The organism is Pseudomonas medicaginis, assembly GCF_965119365.1.
Classification (GTDB): Bacteria; Pseudomonadota; Gammaproteobacteria; order Pseudomonadales; family Pseudomonadaceae; genus Aquipseudomonas.
The window spans coordinates 5,242,895-5,263,822 of record NZ_OZ221631.1 but is presented as its reverse complement, the minus strand read 5'-3'; the positions used below and the strand labels follow the sequence as shown (position 1 = coordinate 5,263,822).

General features: G+C 65.1%; 3 protein-coding genes (1 of these 3 running past the window's edge). All 3 read left to right on the top strand.

Annotated elements, in window-relative coordinates; translation table 11 throughout:
* Positions 1-30 precede the first annotated feature (30 nt).
* The gene (locus ACMTA2_RS22780; protein ID WP_413791874.1) at positions 31-765 is read left to right on the top strand and encodes a thioesterase II family protein; all 735 of its coding nucleotides are present in this window, start codon (positions 31-33) and stop codon (positions 763-765) included.
* Positions 766-1,059: 294 nt separating this feature from the next.
* Positions 1,060-13,620 (top strand): non-ribosomal peptide synthase/polyketide synthase, encoded by a 12,561-nt coding sequence (locus ACMTA2_RS22775; RefSeq protein ID WP_413791873.1) that lies wholly within the window; start codon positions 1,060-1,062, stop codon positions 13,618-13,620.
* On the top strand, positions 13,621-20,928 hold the 5' portion of the coding sequence (locus tag ACMTA2_RS22770) for an amino acid adenylation domain-containing protein (protein ID WP_413791872.1). 3,768 nt of this gene lie beyond the right edge of the window; only the first 7,308 of its 11,076 coding nucleotides appear in the window; its start codon is at positions 13,621-13,623; the stop codon falls past the right edge of the window.

Genomic DNA, 20,928 nt, shown 5'->3' with positions numbered 1-20,928 from the left:
TCCCTACACGACCGATTGGAGAAAACCGCAGTGACCCAACTGACCCTGCTGTGCCTGCCTTATTCCGGCGCCAGCGCGATGGTGTACAGCCGCTGGCGACGCACGTTGCCGCAATGGCTGCACGTGCAACCGGTGGAGTTGCCGGGGCGCGGGGCGCGCTTCGACGAGCCGCTGCACACCGACATGGGCCCGTTGGCGATGCAACTGGCGCGGGAGCTGCGCCCGACGCTCAAGGCCCCTTACGCCGTGTTCGGTCACAGCCTCGGCGCGCTGCTGGCCTGCGACATTGCCCATGCCCTGCGTGAGCTCGGCTGCCCGGAGCCGGTGGCACTGTTTGCCTCGGGCACCGCTGCCCCGACGATGCGGGCCGACTACGACCGCGGTTTCGCCAAGGCGAAAACCGACGCTGAGTTGATCGAGCAGTTGCGCACCCTCAACGGCACGAGCGAGGAGATCCTGGCCAATGAAGAGCTGATGGCCCTGACCCTGCCGATCCTGCGGGCGGACTTCCTGCTGTGCGGACGTTTCCAGCCGCGGGTGCGCCCACCGCTCGGTTGCCCGGTGCATGTGCTCGGCGGCACCACCGACAAGGCCACCACCGAACAACTGATGGGCTGGCGCCAGGAAACCACGGGCAGCTTCTCGGTGGACATGCTGGCGGGCGGGCACTTTTTCATCCATGAGCACGAGGCCAAGGTGCTGCGGCTGATCAAGGATCAGTTGAGCGTGCATCATCGGCGGCATGGGTTGGCGATCAGTGCCTGATGCGCTGATGCACAAATAACCTGCTGTGGCGAGGTGATTGATCCCCGCCGGGCTGCGAAGCAGCCCTCTCAAGGACAATCTCAATCAACCTGATGCTCCCCGGTGACAGGTTCCAGGGGCCGCTGCGCGACCCGCCGGGGATAAGTCTCCTCGCCACACGGTGGGCGGTCTGTTGCCTGTCGGGATGCTCTTCCTGACACCTATTCTCAAGCGCTAATTTTTCCGGTTTGCATTCGTTTCATAGGGACGACTTGCCTTTGTGCCTTGTGCCCACTGATTCCGGATACCCCAGAAATGAATGCTGAAGACGCCTTGAAACTTGCTCGCCGGTTTATCGGGTTGCCCCTGGACAAGCGCCGGATGTTCCTGGCCGCGCTGGACAAGGAGGGCGTGCAGTTCAGCGGTTTTCCTATCCCCCAGGGCGTCGAGGCCGAGGATCGCCAGGCGTTGTCCTATGCCCAGCAGCGCATGTGGTTCCTTTGGCAGTTGGAGCCGGACAGCGGTGCCTACAACCTGCCCGGGGCGGTGCGGCTCAGGGGTGTCTTGAGCCTGCCGGCCCTGGAGCAAGCTTTCGCCAGCCTGGTAGCCCGTCATGAAACCCTGCGCACGGTGTTCCAGCGCCAGGCCGATGACCGCCTGCTGCAAGTGCCAGCCAGTGCGCCCCTGGTGATCGACCACGCAGACTTCAGTGCCATGCCGGCCGCCGAGCGCGAGCAGGCGGTTCGCCTGGCTGCCGAGGCCCAGTCGATGCGGCCGTTCGACCTGGCCTGTGGGCCCTTGCTGCGGGTCGAATTGCTCAAGCTCGATGAGCAGGAACATGTGCTGCTGTTGACCTTGCACCACATCGTTTCAGACGGCTGGTCGATGAACGTACTGATCGATGAGTTCATCCGTTTCTACGACGCCCATGAGGCCGGCGTTGCACCGCAGTTGGCCGACTTGCCGATCCAGTACAGCGACTACGCCCTGTGGCAACGCCGTTGGCTGGAGGCCGGCGAGCAGGCGCGTCAACTCGAATATTGGCAGGCACAATTGGGCAATGAGCATCCCGTGCTGGAGCTGCCCATCGATCACCCACGCCCGGCGATGCCCAGCTATCGCGGCACGCGCTTTGAGTTCGCTGTGGAGCCGGCACTGGCCGAGCAACTGCGCGCCACCGCCCAGCAGCACAACATCACCCTGTTCATGCTCCTGCTCGGTGCCTTCAACGTGCTGCTGCATCGCTACACCGGCCACACCGATATCCGTGTCGGCGTGCCCATCGCCAACCGCAACCGCGCCGAAACCGAAGGGCTGATCGGCTTCTTCGTCAACACACAGGTATTGCGCACCGAGCTCGGCGGCCAGACCCGTGTCGATGAGCTGCTGCGCACGGTCAAGGAAGCCGCCCTCGGCGCCCAGGCCCATCAGGACCTGCCGTTCGAACGGTTGGTGGAAGCCCTGAAACTGGAGCGCAGCCTCAGCCATACACCGCTGTTCCAGGTGATGTACAACCACCAGCCACAAGTGGCCGACATCGCCAGCATCCGCACGGCGTCGGGGCTGGAGTTGTCGATGCTGGAATGGCAGAGCCGCACCACACAGTTCGACCTGACCCTCGACACCTGGGAAAAGGCCGGCAAACTGCACGCGGCGCTGACCTATGCCAACGATCTGTTCGATGCCGCCACGGTCGAACGCATGGCCGGGCACTGGACGCGACTGCTGCAAGGCATGGTTGCCGACAGCCGCGCGCTCGTCGCTGAGTTGCCGTTGCTTGAAGCCGATGAGTACCAGCGCCTGATCCATGACTGGAACCCGGTGGATACGCCGTTCGAGCAGACGCTGTGCATCCACCAGATGATCGCCCGCCAGGCCCTGGCTGCGCCGGATGCACTGGCGGTGACCTTCGCCAACATCCGACTGAGCTACAGCGAACTCGACGGCCGCGCCAATCGCCTGGCCCATAAACTCATCGAATTGGGCGTGGGCCCGGAAGTGCGGGTAGGTGTGGCGATGCCGCGCTCCGAGCACCTGCTGATCGCCTTGCTGGCGGTACTCAAGGCCGGCGGGGCCTACGTGCCGCTGGACCCGGACTACCCGGCCGAGCGCGTGGCCTACATGCTCGATGACAGCCGCGCCCGGGTCTTGCTGACCGAACAGGCGGTGGCGGCGACGCTGAACGTGCCGGCCGAAACCGCCGTGCTGATGCTGGATCGGATCGAGCTGGGGCAGTACCCACTCAGTGCACCGATCACCCTCGTCACGCCAGACAACCTCGCCTACGTGATCTACACCTCCGGCTCCACCGGTAAGCCCAAGGGCGTAGCGATTGCCCATCGCAATGTGCTGGCGCTGATCGATTGGTCCCGATCGGTCTACAGCCGCGACGACATCCAGGGCGTACTCGCCTCCACGTCGGTGTGCTTCGATTTGTCGGTGTGGGAACTGTTCGTGACCCTGGCCAACGGCGGCTCGCTGATCATCGCCCGCAATGCCCTGGAGTTGCCGCAATTGCCGGCCCGGGATCAGGTGCGGCTGATCAACACGGTGCCCTCGGCGATTGCCGCGTTGCAGCGCAGCGGTGAAATCCCGGCCAGTGTGCGCATCATCAACCTGGCCGGTGAGCCACTGAAGCAGAGCCTGGTGGATGCGCTGTACCAACAATCCTCTTCCTGTGGGAGCGAGCTTGCTCGCGATAGCGGCGGGTCAGCCCCCCATGGGCCAACTGACAGGGCGCCATCGCGAGCAAGCTCGCTCCCACAGGGGGTAGAGCATGTGTACGATCTTTATGGCCCCTCGGAAGACACCACCTATTCCACCTGGACCCGGCGCACCGCCGGCGGTACGGCGAATATCGGCCGGCCCCTCAAGCACACCGCCAGCTACCTGCTGGACGCCGACCTGCAACCGGTGCCCCAAGGCGTCTCGGCGGAGCTGTACCTGAGCGGCGCGGGCATCACCCGTGGTTACCTCGGCCGTGCCGCGATGACTGCCGAGAAGTATGTGCCAAACCCGTTTTCCACTTGTGGCGAACGCTTGTATCGCACCGGCGACCTGGCCCGTTACCAGGCCGACGGCGCCTTGCAATACGTCGGTCGCATCGACCATCAGGTCAAGGTCCGCGGCTTCCGTATCGAACTGGGGGAAATCGAAGCGCGCCTGTTGCAACAATCTCGGGTGCGCGAATTGGCGGTGCTGGCCCAGGACGGCGAGCACGGTCAGCAACTGGTGGCCTTCATCGTCCCGAGCGAGGCCGCGGTGCTGACCGAGGCCGAGGGCCAGGTGCAATTGCGCGAAACCCTCAAGGCTGCCTTGCGCGAACACCTGCCGGACTACATGGTACCGGCCTATCTGATGTTCCTCCCACAACTGCCGCTGACCCCCAACGGCAAGCTCGACCGCAAGGCGTTGCCGGCCGTCGATGGCAGCGAACAGCAGCGTGAATTCGTCGCGCCCCACAGCCCAATGGAAAAAGCCCTGGCGGCGATCTGGCAGGACGTGTTGAACCTCGACAGCATCGGCCTGGAAGACAACTTCTTCGAGCTGGGCGGTGATTCCATCGTCGCCATGCAAGTGGTCAGCCGTGCGCGGCAAGCCGGGATCGTGCTCAGTCCCAAGGCCTTGTTCCAGCACCAGACCCTGCGCAGCCTGGCGCTCGTAGCGCGCCAGGGCGACAGCCAGGCGATCGATCAGGGCCTGGCACGCGGCGCGGTGCCGTTGACGCCTGTGCAGCAGTGGTTTTTCGAGCGCGACATTCCCGAGCGGCAACACTGGAACCAGTCGCTGCTGCTGGTGCCTGGCGAACACCTTGATGCCGTGGCATTGGCGGCGGCCCTGGCCCGCTTGGCTGAGCACCATGACAGCCTGCGCCTGCGCTTTACCCAGGTGAACGGCCAATGGCAGCAAGCCTATGCCGAGCCGTCGGCGGCCAGTTTGTTGTGGCAGCGCCAGGCGACCTCGGTCGAACAACTCAACGCCCTGTGCGACGACGCCCAGCGCAGTCTCGACCTGGAAGACGGGCCACTGTTGCGGGCGTTGCTGGTGGACATGGTCGACGGCAGCCAGCGCTTGTTGCTGGCGATCCATCACCTGGTGGTGGACGGTGTTTCCTGGCGCGTGTTGCTGGACGATCTGCAACAGTTCTACCGCCAACTGCAGGCCGGCCAGGCGATCCAGGTGCCGGCCAAGACCAGCGCTTATGGACAATGGGCCGCGCACCTGCACGGGCATCTCGATGGTTTCATGGGCAGCCTCGATTACTGGCGCGCCCAAGGTCAGGCGCCGGCCGGCAACGGCTTGCCGTGCGATTACCCCGAGCGCCTGCTGCTGGCGTGTGACGAGCGCAAGGTCCAGGTGCGACTGGACGCCGAACAGACCCGCCAACTGCTGCAACAGGCGCCCAAGGCCTATCGCACCCAGGTCAATGACCTGCTGCTGACGGCCCTGGCCCGTGCGGTGTGCCGTTGGACTGGCCAGGACAGCACCCTGATCCAGCTCGAAGGCCATGGCCGTGAAGCGCTGTTCGATGGCGTTGATCTGACCCGCACCGTCGGCTGGTTCACCAGCCTTTTCCCGGTCAACCTCAGCCCGGCGCCGGCATTGAGTGCGTCGGTCAAGGCCATCAAGGAACAACTGCGCGCCGTGCCGGACAAGGGCCTGGGCTATGGCGTGCTGCGCTACCTGGGCGAACCGGCGGTGCGTGCCGAACTGGCGGCCTTGCCGGCACCGCGTATCACCTTCAACTACCTGGGCCAATTCGACCGGCAGTTCGACGACGGCGCGCTGTTTGTTCCCTCTAGCGAAGGCAGTGGCGCGGCGCAACATGCCCGGGCACCGCTGGCGAATTGGTTGACGGTGGAAGGCCAGGTCTATGGCGGCGAGCTGTCCCTGAACTGGGGGTTCAGCGATCGGATGTTCAAGCAGCGGACCATCGAGACACTGGCCGCTGACTACCTCGCTGAACTGAGGGCGTTGATCAAACACTGCTGCGCGCTGGAAACGCCACAGGCCACGCCATCGGACTTCCCCCTGGCCCGCATCCGCCAGGCGCAACTCGACAGCCTGCCGGTGGCCGCCGGGCAGTTGGACGACCTCTATCCGCTGTCGCCCATGCAGCAGGGCTTGCTGTTCCACACCTTGTACGAGCAGGCGGCGGGGGAATACATCAACCAGTTGCGCGTGGGCGTGCAGGGCCTCGATCCACAGCGCTTCGCCGACGCCTGGCAGGCCACCCTCGACGCCCAGGACATCCTGCGCAGTGGTTTTGTCTGGCAGGGCGATCTCGAGCAACCGTTGCAGATGGTCCATCGCCAGGTCGAGTTGCCGTTCACGCTGTTGGATTGGCGTGAACGCGAAAGCCTCAGCGAAGCCCTGGATGAACGCGCCGCCGCCGAGCGCCGGCAGGGTTTCGACCTGGCCCGGGCACCGTTGCTGCGCCTGGTGCTGGTGCAGACCGAGGCCGAGCGCTGGCACCTGATCTACACCCACCACCACATCCTGATGGACGGCTGGAGCAACGCCCAATTGCTGGGTGAAGTATTGCAGCGCTACAGCGGTCGCTTGCCCAAGGCCAATGTCGGGCGTTATCGCGACTACATCGCCTGGCTGCAACGCCAGGACGCTCAACTGAGCGAGGCGTTCTGGACCGGTCAGTTGGCGACCCTGCAAGAGCCGACGCGGTTGGCGCGCGTCATGTCCGCCAGCGAAATCCACAGTGGCCATGGCGATCACTTCCAGACCCTGGACGCGACCCGCACCCAGGCCTTGGAACAGTTCGCCCGCCAACAGAAAGTCACCCTCAACACCCTGGTGCAAGCGGCGTGGCTGTTGTTGCTGCAACGCTACACCGGCCATGACAGCGTCGCCTTCGGTGCCACCGTGGCCGGACGTCCGGCGGATTTGCCGGGCATCGAGCAACAGGTTGGCCTGTTCATCAATACCTTGCCGGTGATCGCCGCGCCACGTCCGGACCAGTCGGTCGGTGCCTGGCTGCAAGCCGTGCAGGCACAGAACCTGAGCCTGCGGGAGTTCGAGCACACGCCGTTGGCGGACATCCAGCGCTGGGCCGGCCAGGGCGGCGAGGCGCTGTTCGACAACATCCTGGTGTTCGAGAACTACCCGATTGCCCAGGCCCTGGCAGAAGGTGCCGGGCAGGGCGCGGTGTTTGGTGAAGTCAGCCACCTGGAACAAACCCATTACCCGTTGAGCGTGGCGGTGACCCTCGGCGAGACGCTGGCGTTGCACTACAGTTTCGACCGGGCGCATTTCAGCACGGCGGCCATCGACGGCATCAGTGCGCAGCTATTGCATTTGTTGGAACGCTTCGCCGAGTCGGCGGCGCGCAACCTTGGGCAAATCGCCCTGGTCAGTGCCGAGGAACAGGCCCGGCAACAGGCCGCCAATCATCCGCAGCCGTACCCGACCGACATCACCGTGCATCAGCGCATCGCCGATCTGGCGGCGCACAAGCCCCAGGCTACGGCGGTGATCTTTGACGGCCAGCGTTTCAGCTATGGCGAGATCGACCGGCGCGCCAACCAGTTGGCCCACGCCTTGATTGCCCGTGGCGTGGTCCCGGAGACCCGGGTTGGCGTGGCCCTGCCGCGCAGCGAAGGGGTGATCGTCGCGCTGCTGGCGGTACTCAAGGCCGGCGCGGCCTATGTGCCGCTGGACACCAGTTACCCACGAGAACGCCTGGTGTACCTGATCGAGGATTCGGGGCTGGCGTTGTTGCTCACCGATTCCCGGGTCTCGGCACAACTGCCGCTGGAAGGTGCCGCCCAGGTGCTGGAGCTCGATCGCCTGGACTTGAGCCTGCAGCCGCTGGAGGCGCCATCCGTTCAGGTCGATCCGCAGAACCTGGCCTACGTGATCTACACCTCCGGCTCCACCGGCAACCCCAAAGGCGTGAGCGTGGCCCACGGTCCACTGGCGATGCACTGCCAGGCCATCGGTGAGCGCTATGAAATGCAGGGCAGCGATTGCGAATTCCACTTCATGTCCTTCGCCTTCGACGGTGCCCATGAGCGCTGGCTCACCAGCCTGACCCACGGCGCTTCGCTGCTGATCCGTGACGACAGCCTGTGGACCCCGGAGCAGACCTGCAACGCGATGCGCGAGCACGGCGTGACCGTGGTGGCGTTCCCGCCGGTGTACCTGCAACAACTGGCCGAGCACGCCGAGCGCGAGGGCAACCCGCCGAAGGTGCGCATCTACTGCTTCGGCGGCGATGCGGTGCCCAATGCCAGCTTCGAACGGGTCAAGCGCGCCCTCGATCCGGACTACATCATCAACGGCTACGGCCCGACCGAAACCGTGGTCACCCCGTTGATCTGGAAAGCCGGCCGCGACGTGGCGTGTGGCGCCGCCTATGCACCCATCGGCAGCCGCATCGGCGACCGCAGCGCCTACGTGCTCGACGCCGACTTGAACCTGCTGCCCCAAGGCATGGCCGGTGAACTGTACCTGGGCGGCACCGGGCTGGCGCGGGGTTATCTGAACCGTCCGGGCCTGACGGCCGAACGGTTTGTCGCCGACCCGTTCAGCCGCAGCGGTGGCTTGCTGTACCGCACCGGCGACCTGGTGCGCCAACGCGTCGATGGCACCTTCGATTACCTGGACCGCATCGACAACCAGGTGAAGATTCGCGGCTTCCGCATCGAACTGGGTGAAGTCGAAGCCAGCCTGCAAGCCCTGGACGGCGTTCGCGAAGCGGTGGTGGTGGCCCAGGAAGGGGCTGCTGGCAACGGCAAGCGTCTGGTGGCTTATGTGGTGGCCGATAAACCGGTGCGGGAGGATTTCGCCGAGCATCTGCGTGAACAACTCAAGGCGACCTTGCCGGCGCACATGGTCCCGGCCTATCTACTGCTGCTCGAACGCCTGCCGCTGACCCCCAACGGCAAGCTCGACCGCAAGAACCTGCCCAAGCCCGACGTCAGCCAATTGCAGCAAACCTACGTGGCACCGCGCAGCCCGTTGGAACAGCAACTGGTGTCGATCTGGCAGGACGTGCTCAAGCTTGCGCAAGTGGGCCTGCGGGACAACTTCTTCGAACTGGGCGGTGATTCCATCGTCTCGATCCAGGTGGTCAGCCGCGCTCGCCAGGCCGGTATCCACTTCACGCCCAAGGACTTGTTCCAGCACCAGACCATCGAGGCGCTGGCGGCGGTGGCCCGGACGGGCGCAGCGCTGCAAGCGATCGACCAACGACCGGTCACCGGCGAAACCGCGCTGCTGCCGATTCACCAGTGGTTCTTCGCCCAGGCGATTCCTGACCGTCATCACTGGAACCAGTCGGTGATGCTCAAGCCGACCCAGGTGCTGGATGCCCAGGCGCTGGAGCAGGCCTTGGATGCCCTGGTCGCGCACCACGACAGCCTGCGCCTGGCCTTCATCGAGCAGGCCGGAGGCTGGACGGCACGCTACCGTGACGGGGTGGCCGACGGGATTGTCTGGCAAGCCGACGTCGCCGATCTCGCCGCGCTGCAAGCCCTGGGCGATCAGGCCCAGCGCAGCCTGCAACTGGACGGCGGCTCGCTGATCCGCGCGGTGCTGGCGAACCTCGCCGATGGCACCCAGCGTCTGCTGCTGATCGTGCATCACCTGGTGGTCGACGGGGTGTCTTGGCGGATCCTCGTCGAAGACCTGCAAACGGCTTATCGGCAGGCACTGACCGGCACCATCGTGCAGCTACCGGCCAAGACCAGCGCGATCCAAGCCTGGGCCGAAGCATTGCAGGGCTATGCCCGCAGTGAATCCCTGCAGGCCGAACTGGAATTCTGGCAGCAGCAGTTGCAAGGCGCCTGCACGGCATTGCCATGGGATAACCCCCAGGGCGGGCAGCAACAGGGTCAGGCCGTGACTGTCCGCACGTCACTGGACAAGTCCCTCACCCGGCAACTGTTGCAGCACGCCCCGGCGGCCTATCGCACCCAGGTCAATGACCTGTTGCTCACCGCCCTGGCGCGGGTGATGGTGCGCTGGACCGGCGCTGACAACGTGGTGGTGCAACTCGAAGGCCACGGCCGCGAAGAACTGTTCGAACACATCGACCTGACCCGCACGGTCGGCTGGTTCACCAGCCTGTTCCCAGCCCGTTTGACACCCGCTGCCGAGCTCGGTGCTTCGCTGAAGCAGATCAAGGAACAGCTGCGCGCCATCCCCCACAAGGGCATCGGTTTCGGCGCCCTGGCGCACCTGGGCGATGGGCCGGCGCGACAAGCGTTGCAGGCTCTGCCAACGCCGCAACTGACCTTCAACTACCTCGGCCAGTTCGACGGCAGTTTCGCCGCGGCTGACGATGTCCTGTTCGTGCCCACCGACGAACATGGCGGTGAAGAGCTGAACATGCAGGGTCCGCTGGGCAGTCCGCTGGCGCTGGACGGCAAAGTCTTCGGCGGCGAGCTGGACTTGAGCTGGACCTTCAGCGGCGACCTGTTCAACGTCGCGACCATCCAGCGCCTGGCCGACGACTACCTGCAAGAACTCACCGCACTCATCCGCCATTGCTGCGACAGCCAGCACCGTGGCGTGACGCCGTCGGACTTCCCGCTGGCGCGGCTGTCCCAGGCGCAATTGGACGCATTGGTCCGAGAACCTCAGGCTGTCGACGACATCTACCCGCTGTCGCCGATGCAACAGGGCATGCTGTTTCATTCCTTGCTCGGGCACGGCAGTGGCGATTACATCAACCAGATGCGCCTTGACGTGGAGGGCGTCGATCCGCAGCGTTTCCGCGCCGCCTGGCAGGCGGTGGTCGATGCCCATGACATTCTGCGCACCGGGTTCTTCTGGCAGGGTGACCTGGAGCAGCCGGTGCAAATCGTCCAGCGCCAGGTCGAGGTGCCGTTCCGTGTGCTGGACTGGAACGGGCGGACGGAGATCGACGACGCCTTGCAAACCCTCGCCGATGAAGAACGGGCGCAAGGTGTGGACCTGACCCTGGCGCCGTTGATGCGCCTGGTGCTGGTGCGCACCGGTACGGATCGGCATCACCTGATCTACACCAACCATCACATCCTGATGGATGGCTGGAGCAGCGCGCAGTTGCTTGGCGAAGTGTTGCAGCACTACCGCGGCGACAGCGTGGCACGCCCGGCTGGCCGTTATCGCGATTACATCGCCTGGTTGCAACGCCAGGACGCGCGCCTCGGCGAAGGGTTCTGGACGCAACAGTTGCGCGCGCTGGATGAACCGGTGCGCCTGGCCCAGGCGTTTACGCGTCCGGCACAGGACGTCTCGGCGAAGCTGTACGGCCATCACCGCATGCAGTTGGATGGGATGCAGACCCGACGCCTGTCCGAGTTCGCCCGCGAGGCCAAAGTCACCGTCAACACCCTGGTGCAAGCGGCCTGGCTGTTGCTGTTGCAACGCTACACTGGCAAGGCCAGTGTGGCGTTCGGTGCGACGGTGGCGGGGCGGCCGGCGGACCTGGTGGGCGTCGAAGGCCAGATCGGCCTGTTCATCAACACCTTGCCGGTCATTGCCAGCCCGCGTCCGGAACAGGGCCTGAGTGACTGGTTGCACTGCGTCCAGGCGCAGAACCTGGCCTTGCGCGAGTTCGAGCAAACGGCGCTGTTCGACATCCAGCGCTGGGCCGGCCTGGGCGGCGAAGCCTTGTTCGACAACATCCTGGTATTCGAGAACTACCCGATTTCCGAAGCCTTGGCGCACGGTGCGCCTGAAGGTTTGCGTTTCGGTGCCGTGGACAACCTGGAACAGACCAATTACCCGCTGACCCTGCTGGTCAGCCTCGGTGCCGAGCTGGCGGTGCAGTTCAGCTACCAGTGCGCTCGTTTCACCGAGGCCTCGGTCGAGCAGATCGGCGTGCACCTGCAACGCTTGCTGCTGCAAATGATCGACGCCGGGCAACGTCCCCTGGGCGAACTGAGCGTGCTCGACGAGCGCGAAACCCGCCAGCAGGTGCAAGGCTGGAACGCCACCGCGGCGGATTATCCGCAGGTGCGCTGCGTCCATCGGCTGTTCGAGGCCCAGGCCCGCCAAACGCCAGATGCCACGGCGCTAGTGTTCGCCGATCAGGTGCTGAGCTATGCCGAACTCAATGTCCGGGCCAACCGCCTGGCCCATCGCTTGATCGAACAAGGCGTGGGGCCCGATCGGTTGGTCGGTGTGGCGCTGGAGCGTGGCGTGGACATGATTGTCGCCTTGCTGGCGATCCTCAAGGCCGGTGGCGCCTACCTGCCACTGGACCCGGCGTTCCCCCAGGATCGCCTGGCCTACATGATCGAAGACAGCGGCATCGAGCTGCTGCTGACCCAAAGTTCGCTGCTCGACCAGCTACCGCTGTCCTGTGGGAGCGAGCTTGCTCGCGATGGCGGTGGTTCAGTCAATGATGATGTCGAGTGTGCCGACGCTATCGCGAGCAAGCTCGCTCCCACAGGGTTCGGTGGTGGCGTTAAGACATTGGTGTTGGATCAGGAGGGTGGCTGGCTCGACGGTTATGCCTGCGAGGCGCCGGCGGCGGGCCTGGATGCGGAGCACCTGGCCTACGCCATCTACACCTCGGGGTCCACCGGCAAGCCCAAGGGTGTGATGGTGCGTCATGAGGCACTGGTCAATTTTGTCGCCAGCATGGCCCGTGAACCGGGCATCGCCGCCAGTGATCGGGTGCTGTCGCTGACCACGTTCTCGTTCGACATCTTCGGCCTGGAACTTTACGGCGCACTGTTGAGCGGTGCCTGCGTGGTACTGGTGGACAAGCAGAGTGCCCACGACCCCGAGGCGCTGCTCAAGACCATCGACCGGCAACAGGTCAGTGTGGTCCAGGCCACGCCATCGACCTGGCGCATGTTGCTCGACCACCCGGCGTCCGGTTTGTTGGCCGGGCGCAAATGCCTGTGCGGTGGCGAGGCGTTGGCCGAGGACCTTGCCGAGCGGTTGCTCGATGTCGCTGGCGAGGTCTGGAACCTGTATGGCCCGACCGAAACCACCATCTGGTCGGCGGCCTACCGCTTGACTCAAGAACAACGCGTGCCGTACCTCGGCCGGCCGATTGCCAACACGTCGCTGTACATCGTCGGCGATCACTTCGCGCCGAACCCGGTCGGGCTGATCGGCGAACTGTTGATTGGCGGCGATGGCCTGGCCCGGGGTTACCACGACCGCCCAGCGCTTACCGCCGAGCGATTCCTGCCGGACCCGTTCGGCAAGGGCGCGCGGGTGTACCGCACTGGTGACCTGGCGCGCCAGCGTGGCGACGGCGTGATCGAGTACATCGGCCGGGTCGACCATCAGGTGAAGATCCGCGGCTTCCGCATCGAACTGGGGGAAATCGAAGCCTGCCTGCTGGCCCAGGAAGCGATCCGCGAAGCCGTGGTGGAGCCACAACCAGGGCCGGGCGGCCTGCAGTTGGTGGCGTACCTGGTGGCCGCCCATCCAGAGACTGCCGAACCGACGGCCCTGCGCGAAGCCCTCAAGGCGCGGCTCGCGCCCTTGCTGCCCGACTACATGATGCCGGCGCACTGGCTGCTGCTCGAACGCTTGCCGTTGACCCCCAACGGCAAGCTCGACCGCAAGGCCTTGCCACTGCCGGACGCCCAGCAACTGCTGCGTGCCTACGTCGCGCCACAAGGCGCGCTCGAACAGGGCATCGCCGACATCTGGCAAGACGTGCTCAAGCTTGAACGGGTAGGGCGCGACGACAACTTCTTTGAACTGGGAGGGCATTCCCTGTTGGCGACGCAAGCGACGGCGCGCCTGCAAATGGAACAGGGCGCCGCGGTGCCCCTGGACTTGCTGTTCAGCACCACGTCCCTGGCCGACTACGCCGCACAACTGGCGGCCCACCTGACCCCTCACTCCAGCGCAGACCTGAGTGAGATGCATGACTTCCTGGCAGACCTGGAGACCCTTTGAATGACTCAGCTCGATAACCTGTCTCTGGTTCAGCGTTTCATCCGTTTACCGCTCGCCCAACGGCAAGCGTTCCTGCACAAGCTGCACAGCAAAAACATGAGCCTGGCGACGTTGCCGATCCCGGCGATGCGCGACGAGTTCGAGACCCTCGACCTGTCCTACGCCCAGGAGCGCCAGTGGTTCCTCTGGCAACTGGACCGCCACAGCGCCGCCTACCATGTGCCTACGGCGCTGCGCCTGCGCGGCGCCCTCGACCTGCCTGCGCTGCAACGCAGCTTCGACGCCTTGCTGGCCCGTCACGACGTGTTGCGCACGGTGTTCGTCGACAGCGAGCAAGGGCCCCGACAAGTGGTGCTGGCGCGTATGAGCCTGGCGATCGAGCCGGTGGTGGTGGACGAGTCCGCGCTCAAAGCCCTGATCGACGATGAAATCGCCGGGCTGTTCGACCTGCAACAAGGGCCACTGCTGCGGATCAAGCTGCTGCAACTGGCAGCGGACGACCGTGTGCTGGTGCTGACCCAGCACCACATCATTTGCGATGGCGCGTCCGCTCGGATCATGGTCAACGACCTGGTCCAACTCTACGCCGCCCACCGCAGCGGTCAGGCGCCGACCCTGGCACCCTTGCCGATCCAATACGCCGACTATGCGATCTGGCAACGCAAATGGATGGAGGCCGGCGAGTTGGAGCGGCAACTGACCTACTGGACCGAACGGCTGGGCGATGGCGGCGACGTTCTGCCGTTGCCGACGGACCGCCCGCGCCCGGCGGTGCAGAGCCATCGCGGCGCACGCCTGGACCTGCGCTTCGACGCCGGGTTGACCCAGGGTCTGAAACACCTGGCCCAGGGCGAAGCCTCGACGCTGTTCATGGTCTTGCTGGCGTCGTTCCAGGCCTTGCTGCACCGCTACAGCGGCCAGTCGGATATCCGCGTCGGCGTACCGGTCGCCAACCGCAATCGCCCGGAAACCGAAGGCCTGATCGGCTTTTTCGTCAACACCCAGGTGCTCAATGCCCAGGTGCGGGGCGACTTGCCTTTCGAGCAATTGCTGGCGCAGGTCAAGCAGGCTTCGCTGGGGGCGCAAGCCCATCAGGACCTGCCGTTCGAGCAGTTGGTGCAGGCACTGGCGCCGCAGCGACAGGCGAGCCACAGCCCGCTGTTCCAAGTGATGTTCAACCACCAGAGCAGCGGCGCGGCTCAAGCCCTGCAACTGCCGGGGTTGCAGGTCGAGAGCCTGGATTGGCGTTCCCACACCGCCCAGTTCGACTTGACCCTCGACACCCACGAGACCGACGGTGAGCTGGCCGGGTCCCTGAGTTACGCCACCGACCTGTTCGATGCCTGCACCGTGCAACGCCTGGCTGAGCACTGGCTGAACCTGCTGCACGGCATCGTCGCCGATCCCCGCCAACGCATCGGTGAACTGCCGCTGCTGACCGCCGCCGAGCAACGGCAACACATCGGCCAATGGAACCCGGCCCCGCGCAGCTTCCCGGGCGAGGGGTGCCTGCATCAGCGCATTGCCGAACAGGGGCGCTTGCGTCCTGATGCCGTCGCGCTGCGTTTCAACGCCCAAACCCTGACCTACGGTGAACTCAACGCCCAGGCCAACCGCCGCGCCCATCAGTTGATCGCCCACGGTGTCGGTCCGGATGTGCTGGTGGGATTGGCGGCCGAGCGCGGTTTCGACATGCTGGTGGGCCTGCTGGCAATCCTCAAGGCCGGCGGTGCCTATGTGCCGCTGGACCCGACTTATCCCCAGGATCGCTTGGCCTACATGATGCAGGACAGTGGCATTCAACTGTTGCTGTCCCAAGCGGCCCTGGTCGATCAATTGCCGGTGCCGGACGGCGTGCAGGCGCTGCTGCTGGACGCCGACGTCAGCGCCTTCGCCGACAGTGATCCATTGGTGACGATGGATGCGTCGAACCTCGCCTACGTGATCTACACCTCCGGTTCCACCGGTAATCCGAAAGGCACCTTGCTGCCGCACCACAACGTGCTGCGCCTGTTCGAGGCCACCGAGCCGTGGTTCCAGTTTGGTCCGCAGGATGTCTGGAGCCTGTTCCATTCCTACGCGTTCGACTTCTCGGTGTGGGAGATTTTTGGTGCGCTGCTCCACGGTGGCGAGCTGTTGATCGTGCCGTACGACGTCAGCCGTTCGCCGCAGCAGTTCCACGAACTGCTCTGTGAGGCCGGAGTGACGGTGCTCAACCAGACGCCTTCGGCATTCAAGCAATTGATGCACGAGGCTTGCGCCGATGACCGGGCCAACGCCCTGCGCTACGTGGTGTTCGGCGGCGAGGCGCTGGACGTCAAGGCCCTGCGCCCGTGGTTCGAAAAGTTCGGCGACGCGGCCCCGCAGTTGATCAACATGTACGGCATCACCGAAACCACTGTGCACGTGACCTACCGTCCGCTGTCGCTGGCGGACCTGGAACAGGACGCCAGCAGCCCGATTGGCGAGCCGATTGCCGACTTGTCGTGGTACTTGCTGGACGGTGATTTGAACCCGGTGCCGAAGGGCTGCATCGGTGAGTTGTACGTCGGCCGCGCCGGCCTGGCCCGGGGTTATCTGAAGCGTGGCGATCTCACTGCGTTGCGGTTCATTCCCGACCCGTTCGGCGACAGCGGCGCACGCTTGTACCGCACCGGCGACCTGGCGCAGTACCGCAGCGATGGCGTCATCGAGTACGTCGGCCGCATCGACCACCAAGTGAAAATCCGTGGTTTCCGCATCGAACTGGGCGAGATCGAAGCGCGCCTGAACGCCCTGGCAGCGGTGCGTGAAGCGCTGGTATTGGCCCAGGAAGGGCCGAGCGGCCAGCAACTGGTGGGTTATGTGATCCCGGCAGCCCCCCACGAGGAGCAAGCCGGTTTGCGTGACCGGATCAAGAGCGAGCTCAAGGCCGAGCTGCCGGACTACATGGTGCCGACGCACCTGCTGTTCCTCGAACAATGGCCACTGACCGCCAACGGCAAGCTCGACCGCAAGGCCTTGCCGACCGCCGATGCCAGCCAGGTCCAGCAGGACTACGTGGCGCCACGAAGTGAACTGGAACAACAGATCGCGGCGATCTGGCAGGACGTGCTCAAGGTGGAGCGGGTAGGGCTTAGCGATAGTTTCTTCGAACTGGGCGGCCATTCGCTGCTGGCGACACAGATGGTCTCGCGCATTCGCCAGGCCTTGGGCCTGAACCTGCAACTGCGCCAGTTGTTCGAGAACGCCAGCCTTGAGGCTTGTGTGGCCGCACTGGTGGGCAGCGACGTGGCGCGGCCCGCGAGCATCCCGCGTCTTTCCCGGGACCAGGCGCAACGGCCACTGTCCTACGCCCAGCAACGCCAGTGGTTCCTCTGGCAGATGGAGCCCCGCAGCGCGGCGTACCACATTCCGGCGGCGCTACGGATCCAGGGCGCCCTGGACCTGGAGGCTTTGCAACAGAGTTTCGCTGCCCTGGTGCAGCGCCACGAAAGCCTGCGCACCACCTTCGTCCAGGTCGATGAGCAAGCGTTCCAAGTCATTCACGGACAGATGAACCCGGTGGTGATCCCGCAGGTTCTCGACGGCGGCAATGAACAGATCCAGGCCTTTGTCCGCCAGCAGATCGCCCAGCCATTCGACCTGCAAAACGGTCCGCTGCTGCGGGTCGGCCTGCTGCGGGTGGCGGCCGACGAGCATGTGCTGGTGCTGACCCAACACCACATCGTTTCCGATGGCTGGTCGATGCAATTGCTGGTGCAGGAGCTGATCCAGGGGTATGCCGCGTACAGCCAGGGTGAGTCCCCGGCATCGGCCGAGCTGCCGATCCAGTATGCCGATTACGCGGTGTGGCAGCGTCAGTGGATGGACGCCGGCGAACGGGAACGGCAACTGGCGTACTGGACCGATGTGCTGGGGGGCGAGCAGCCGTTGCTGGCGCTGCCCACCGACCGACCGCGCCCGCCCCGGCAGAGCTTTGCCGGCGCACGCCTGGCTATCGACCTGCCCCAGGCCCTGGGCCAACAACTGCGACAACTGGCCCAGCGCGAAGGCAGCACGTTGTTCATGGTTTTGCTGGCGTCGTTCCAGGCCTTGCTGCACCGCTACAGCGGCCAGTCGGACATTCGTGTCGGCGTGCCCATCGCCAACCGCAACCGGGTGGAAACCGAAGACCTGATTGGCTTTTTCGTCAACACCCAGGTGCTCAAGGCGGAGGTCGATCCGCAGCAGCGCTTCAGTGCGTTGCTGGCGCAGGTCAAACAGGCGGCCATCGGCGCCGAGGCCCATCAGGACCTGCCGTTCGAGCAACTGGTCGAAGCACTGCGGCCTGAGCGCAACCTGAGCCACAGCCCGTTGTTCCAGGTGCTGTACAACCACCAGAACGTGGCTCGCCAGGCACTGCCGGCGTTGCCTGGGCTGGTCATCAAGGCCCAGGACTGGGAAAGCCAGACCGCCCAGTTCGACCTGACCCTCGACACCCTGGAAGCCGAGGGTGAACTCGGTGCGGCGCTGACCTATGCCACTGACTTGTTCGATGCCTGCACTGTGCAACGCCTGGCTGAGCACTGGCTGAACCTGCTGCACGGCATCGTCGCCGATCCCCGCCAACGCATCGGTGAACTGCCGCTGCTGACGGCCGCCGAGCAACAGCAACACATCGGCCAATGGAACCCGGCCCCGCGCAGCGTCCCGGGCGAGGGGTGCCTGCATCGGCGCATTGCCGAACAGGCGCGTTTGCGTCCCGATGCCGTCGCGCTGCGTTTCAACGCCCAAACCCTGACCTACGGTGAACTCAACGCCCGGGCCAACCGCCGCGCCCATCAGTTGATCGCCCACGGTGTCGGTCCGGATGTGCTGGTGGGATTGGCGGCCGAGCGCGGTTTCGACATGCTGGTGGGCCTGTTGGCAATCCTCAAGGCCGGCGGTGCCTATGTGCCGCTGGACCCGACTTATCCCCAGGATCGCTTGGCCTACATGATGCAGGACAGCGGCATCCGTTTGCTGCTGACCCAAGCGGCCCTGGTCGATCAATTGCCGGTGCCGGACGGCGTGCAGGCGCTGCTGCTGGACGCCGACGTCAGCGCCTTCGCCGACAGCGATCCGCACGTAGTGATGGACGCGGCGAACCTCGCCTACGTTATCTACACCTCCGGTTCCACCGGCAACCCCAAGGGCACCTTGCTGCCACACCACAACGTGCTGCGCCTGTTCGAGGCCACCGAGCCGTGGTTCCAGTTTGGTCCGCAGGATGTCTGGAGCCTGTTCCATTCCTACGCGTTCGACTTCTCGGTGTGGGAGATTTTTGGTGCGCTGCTCCACGGCGGCGAGCTGTTGATCGTGCCCTACGACGTCAGCCGTTCACCGCAGCAGTTCCACGAACTGCTCTGTGAGGCCGGGGTGACGGTGCTCAACCAGACGCCTTCGGCATTCAAGCAATTGATGCACGAGGCTTGCGCCGATGACCGGGCCAACGCCCTGCGCTACGTGGTGTTCGGCGGCGAGGCGCTGGACGTCAAGGCCCTGCGCCCGTGGTTCGACAAGTTCGGCGACGCGGCCCCGCAATTGATCAACATGTACGGCATCACCGAAACCACCGTGCACGTGACTTACCGTCCACTGTCGCTGGCGGACCTGGAACAGGACGCCAGCAGCCCGATTGGCGAGCCGATTGCCGACTTGTCGTGGTACTTGCTGGACGGTGATTTGAACCCGGTGCCGAAGGGCTGCATCGGTGAGTTGTACGTCGGCCGCGCTGGCCTGGCCCGGGGTTACCTGAAGCGTGGCGACCTCACTGCGTTGCGGTTCATTCCCGACCCGTTTGGCGACAGCGGCGCACGCTTGTACCGCACCGGCGACCTGGCGCAGTACCGCAGCGATGGCGTCATCGAGTACGTCGGCCGCATCGACCATCAAGTGAAGATCCGTGGTTTCCGCATCGAACTGGGTGAGATCGAAGCGCGCCTGAACGCCCTGGCAGCGGTGCGTGAAGCGCTGGTATTGGCCCAGGAAGGGCCGAGCGGCCAGCAACTGGTGGGCTATGTGATCCCGGCAGACCCCCACGAGGAGCAAGCCGGTTTGCGTGACCGGATCAAGGCCCAGCTCAAGGCCGAGCTGCCGGACTACATGGTGCCGACGCACCTGCTGTTCCTCGAACAATGGCCACTGACCGCCAACGGCAAGCTCGACCGCAAGGCCTTGCCGGCCGCCGACGCCAGCCAGGTGCAGCAGGACTACGTGGCGCCGCAAAGTGAACTGGAACAACAGATCGCGGCGATCTGGCAGGACGTGCTCAAGGTGGAGCGGGTAGGGCTTAGCGACAACTTCTTCGAGTTGGGCGGTGACTCGATTGTCTCCATCCAGGTGGTCAGCCGCGCCCGTCAGGCGGGCATCCGCTTTACCCCCAAGGACTTGTTCCAGCACCAGACCGTGCAGGCACTGGCGAGCGTCGCCCAGACCGGTGGGCAAGAGCAGGCTATCGATCAGGCGCCGAGCCAAGGGTCGACACCGCTGTTGCCGATCCAGCAGGCGTTTTTCGACGAGGCGATTGCCGAGCGTCACCACTACAACCAGTCGGTGTTGCTGAAGCCGGCCAGAGCGTTGCAAGCGTCCGTGGTGGAGCAGGCCTTGCAGGCGTTGGTGCTGCACCACGACGCCTTGCGTTTGTCCTTCAGTGAAACCGCCGAAGGGTGGCGCGCCGAGCACCGTGAGGTGGCGGCGCAACATCAGGCCTGGGCGGTCGATGGGTTGCTGTGGCAACGCGAAGTGGCTGGCGCGGTGGCCCTGGAAGAACTGGCCAACCAGGCCCAGCGCAGCCTGGACCTGCAAGGCGGGCCGCTGCTGCGCGGCGTCCTGGCGACCTTGGCCGATGGCAGCCAACGCCTGTTGCTGGTGATCCATCACCTGGCGGTGGACGGCGTGTCGTGGCGGATTCTGTTCGACGACCTGCAAACCGCCTACCAGCAGTTGCTCGCCGGCCAAGCGCTGCAACTGCCGACCAAGACCAGTTCGGTCAAGGCCTTTGCCGAGCAGTTGCAGGCCCATGCGCGCAGCGCGCAACTGCAGCAGCAATTGGCCTACTGGCAAGGGCAACTGCACGACGCACCGACCGACCTGCCGTGCCTCGACCCCGAGGTGATCGGGCAAAACCGCGAGGCCGTCACCGTTCACACACGACTGGACGCGCACTTGACCCGGCAGTTGCTGCAAGAGGCGCCAGCGGCCTATCGCACCCAGGTCAACGACCTGTTGCTCACGGCCCTGGCCCGGGTGATCTGCCGCTGGACCGGCCACGACAGCCTGTTGCTCCAGCTCGAAGGCCATGGCCGC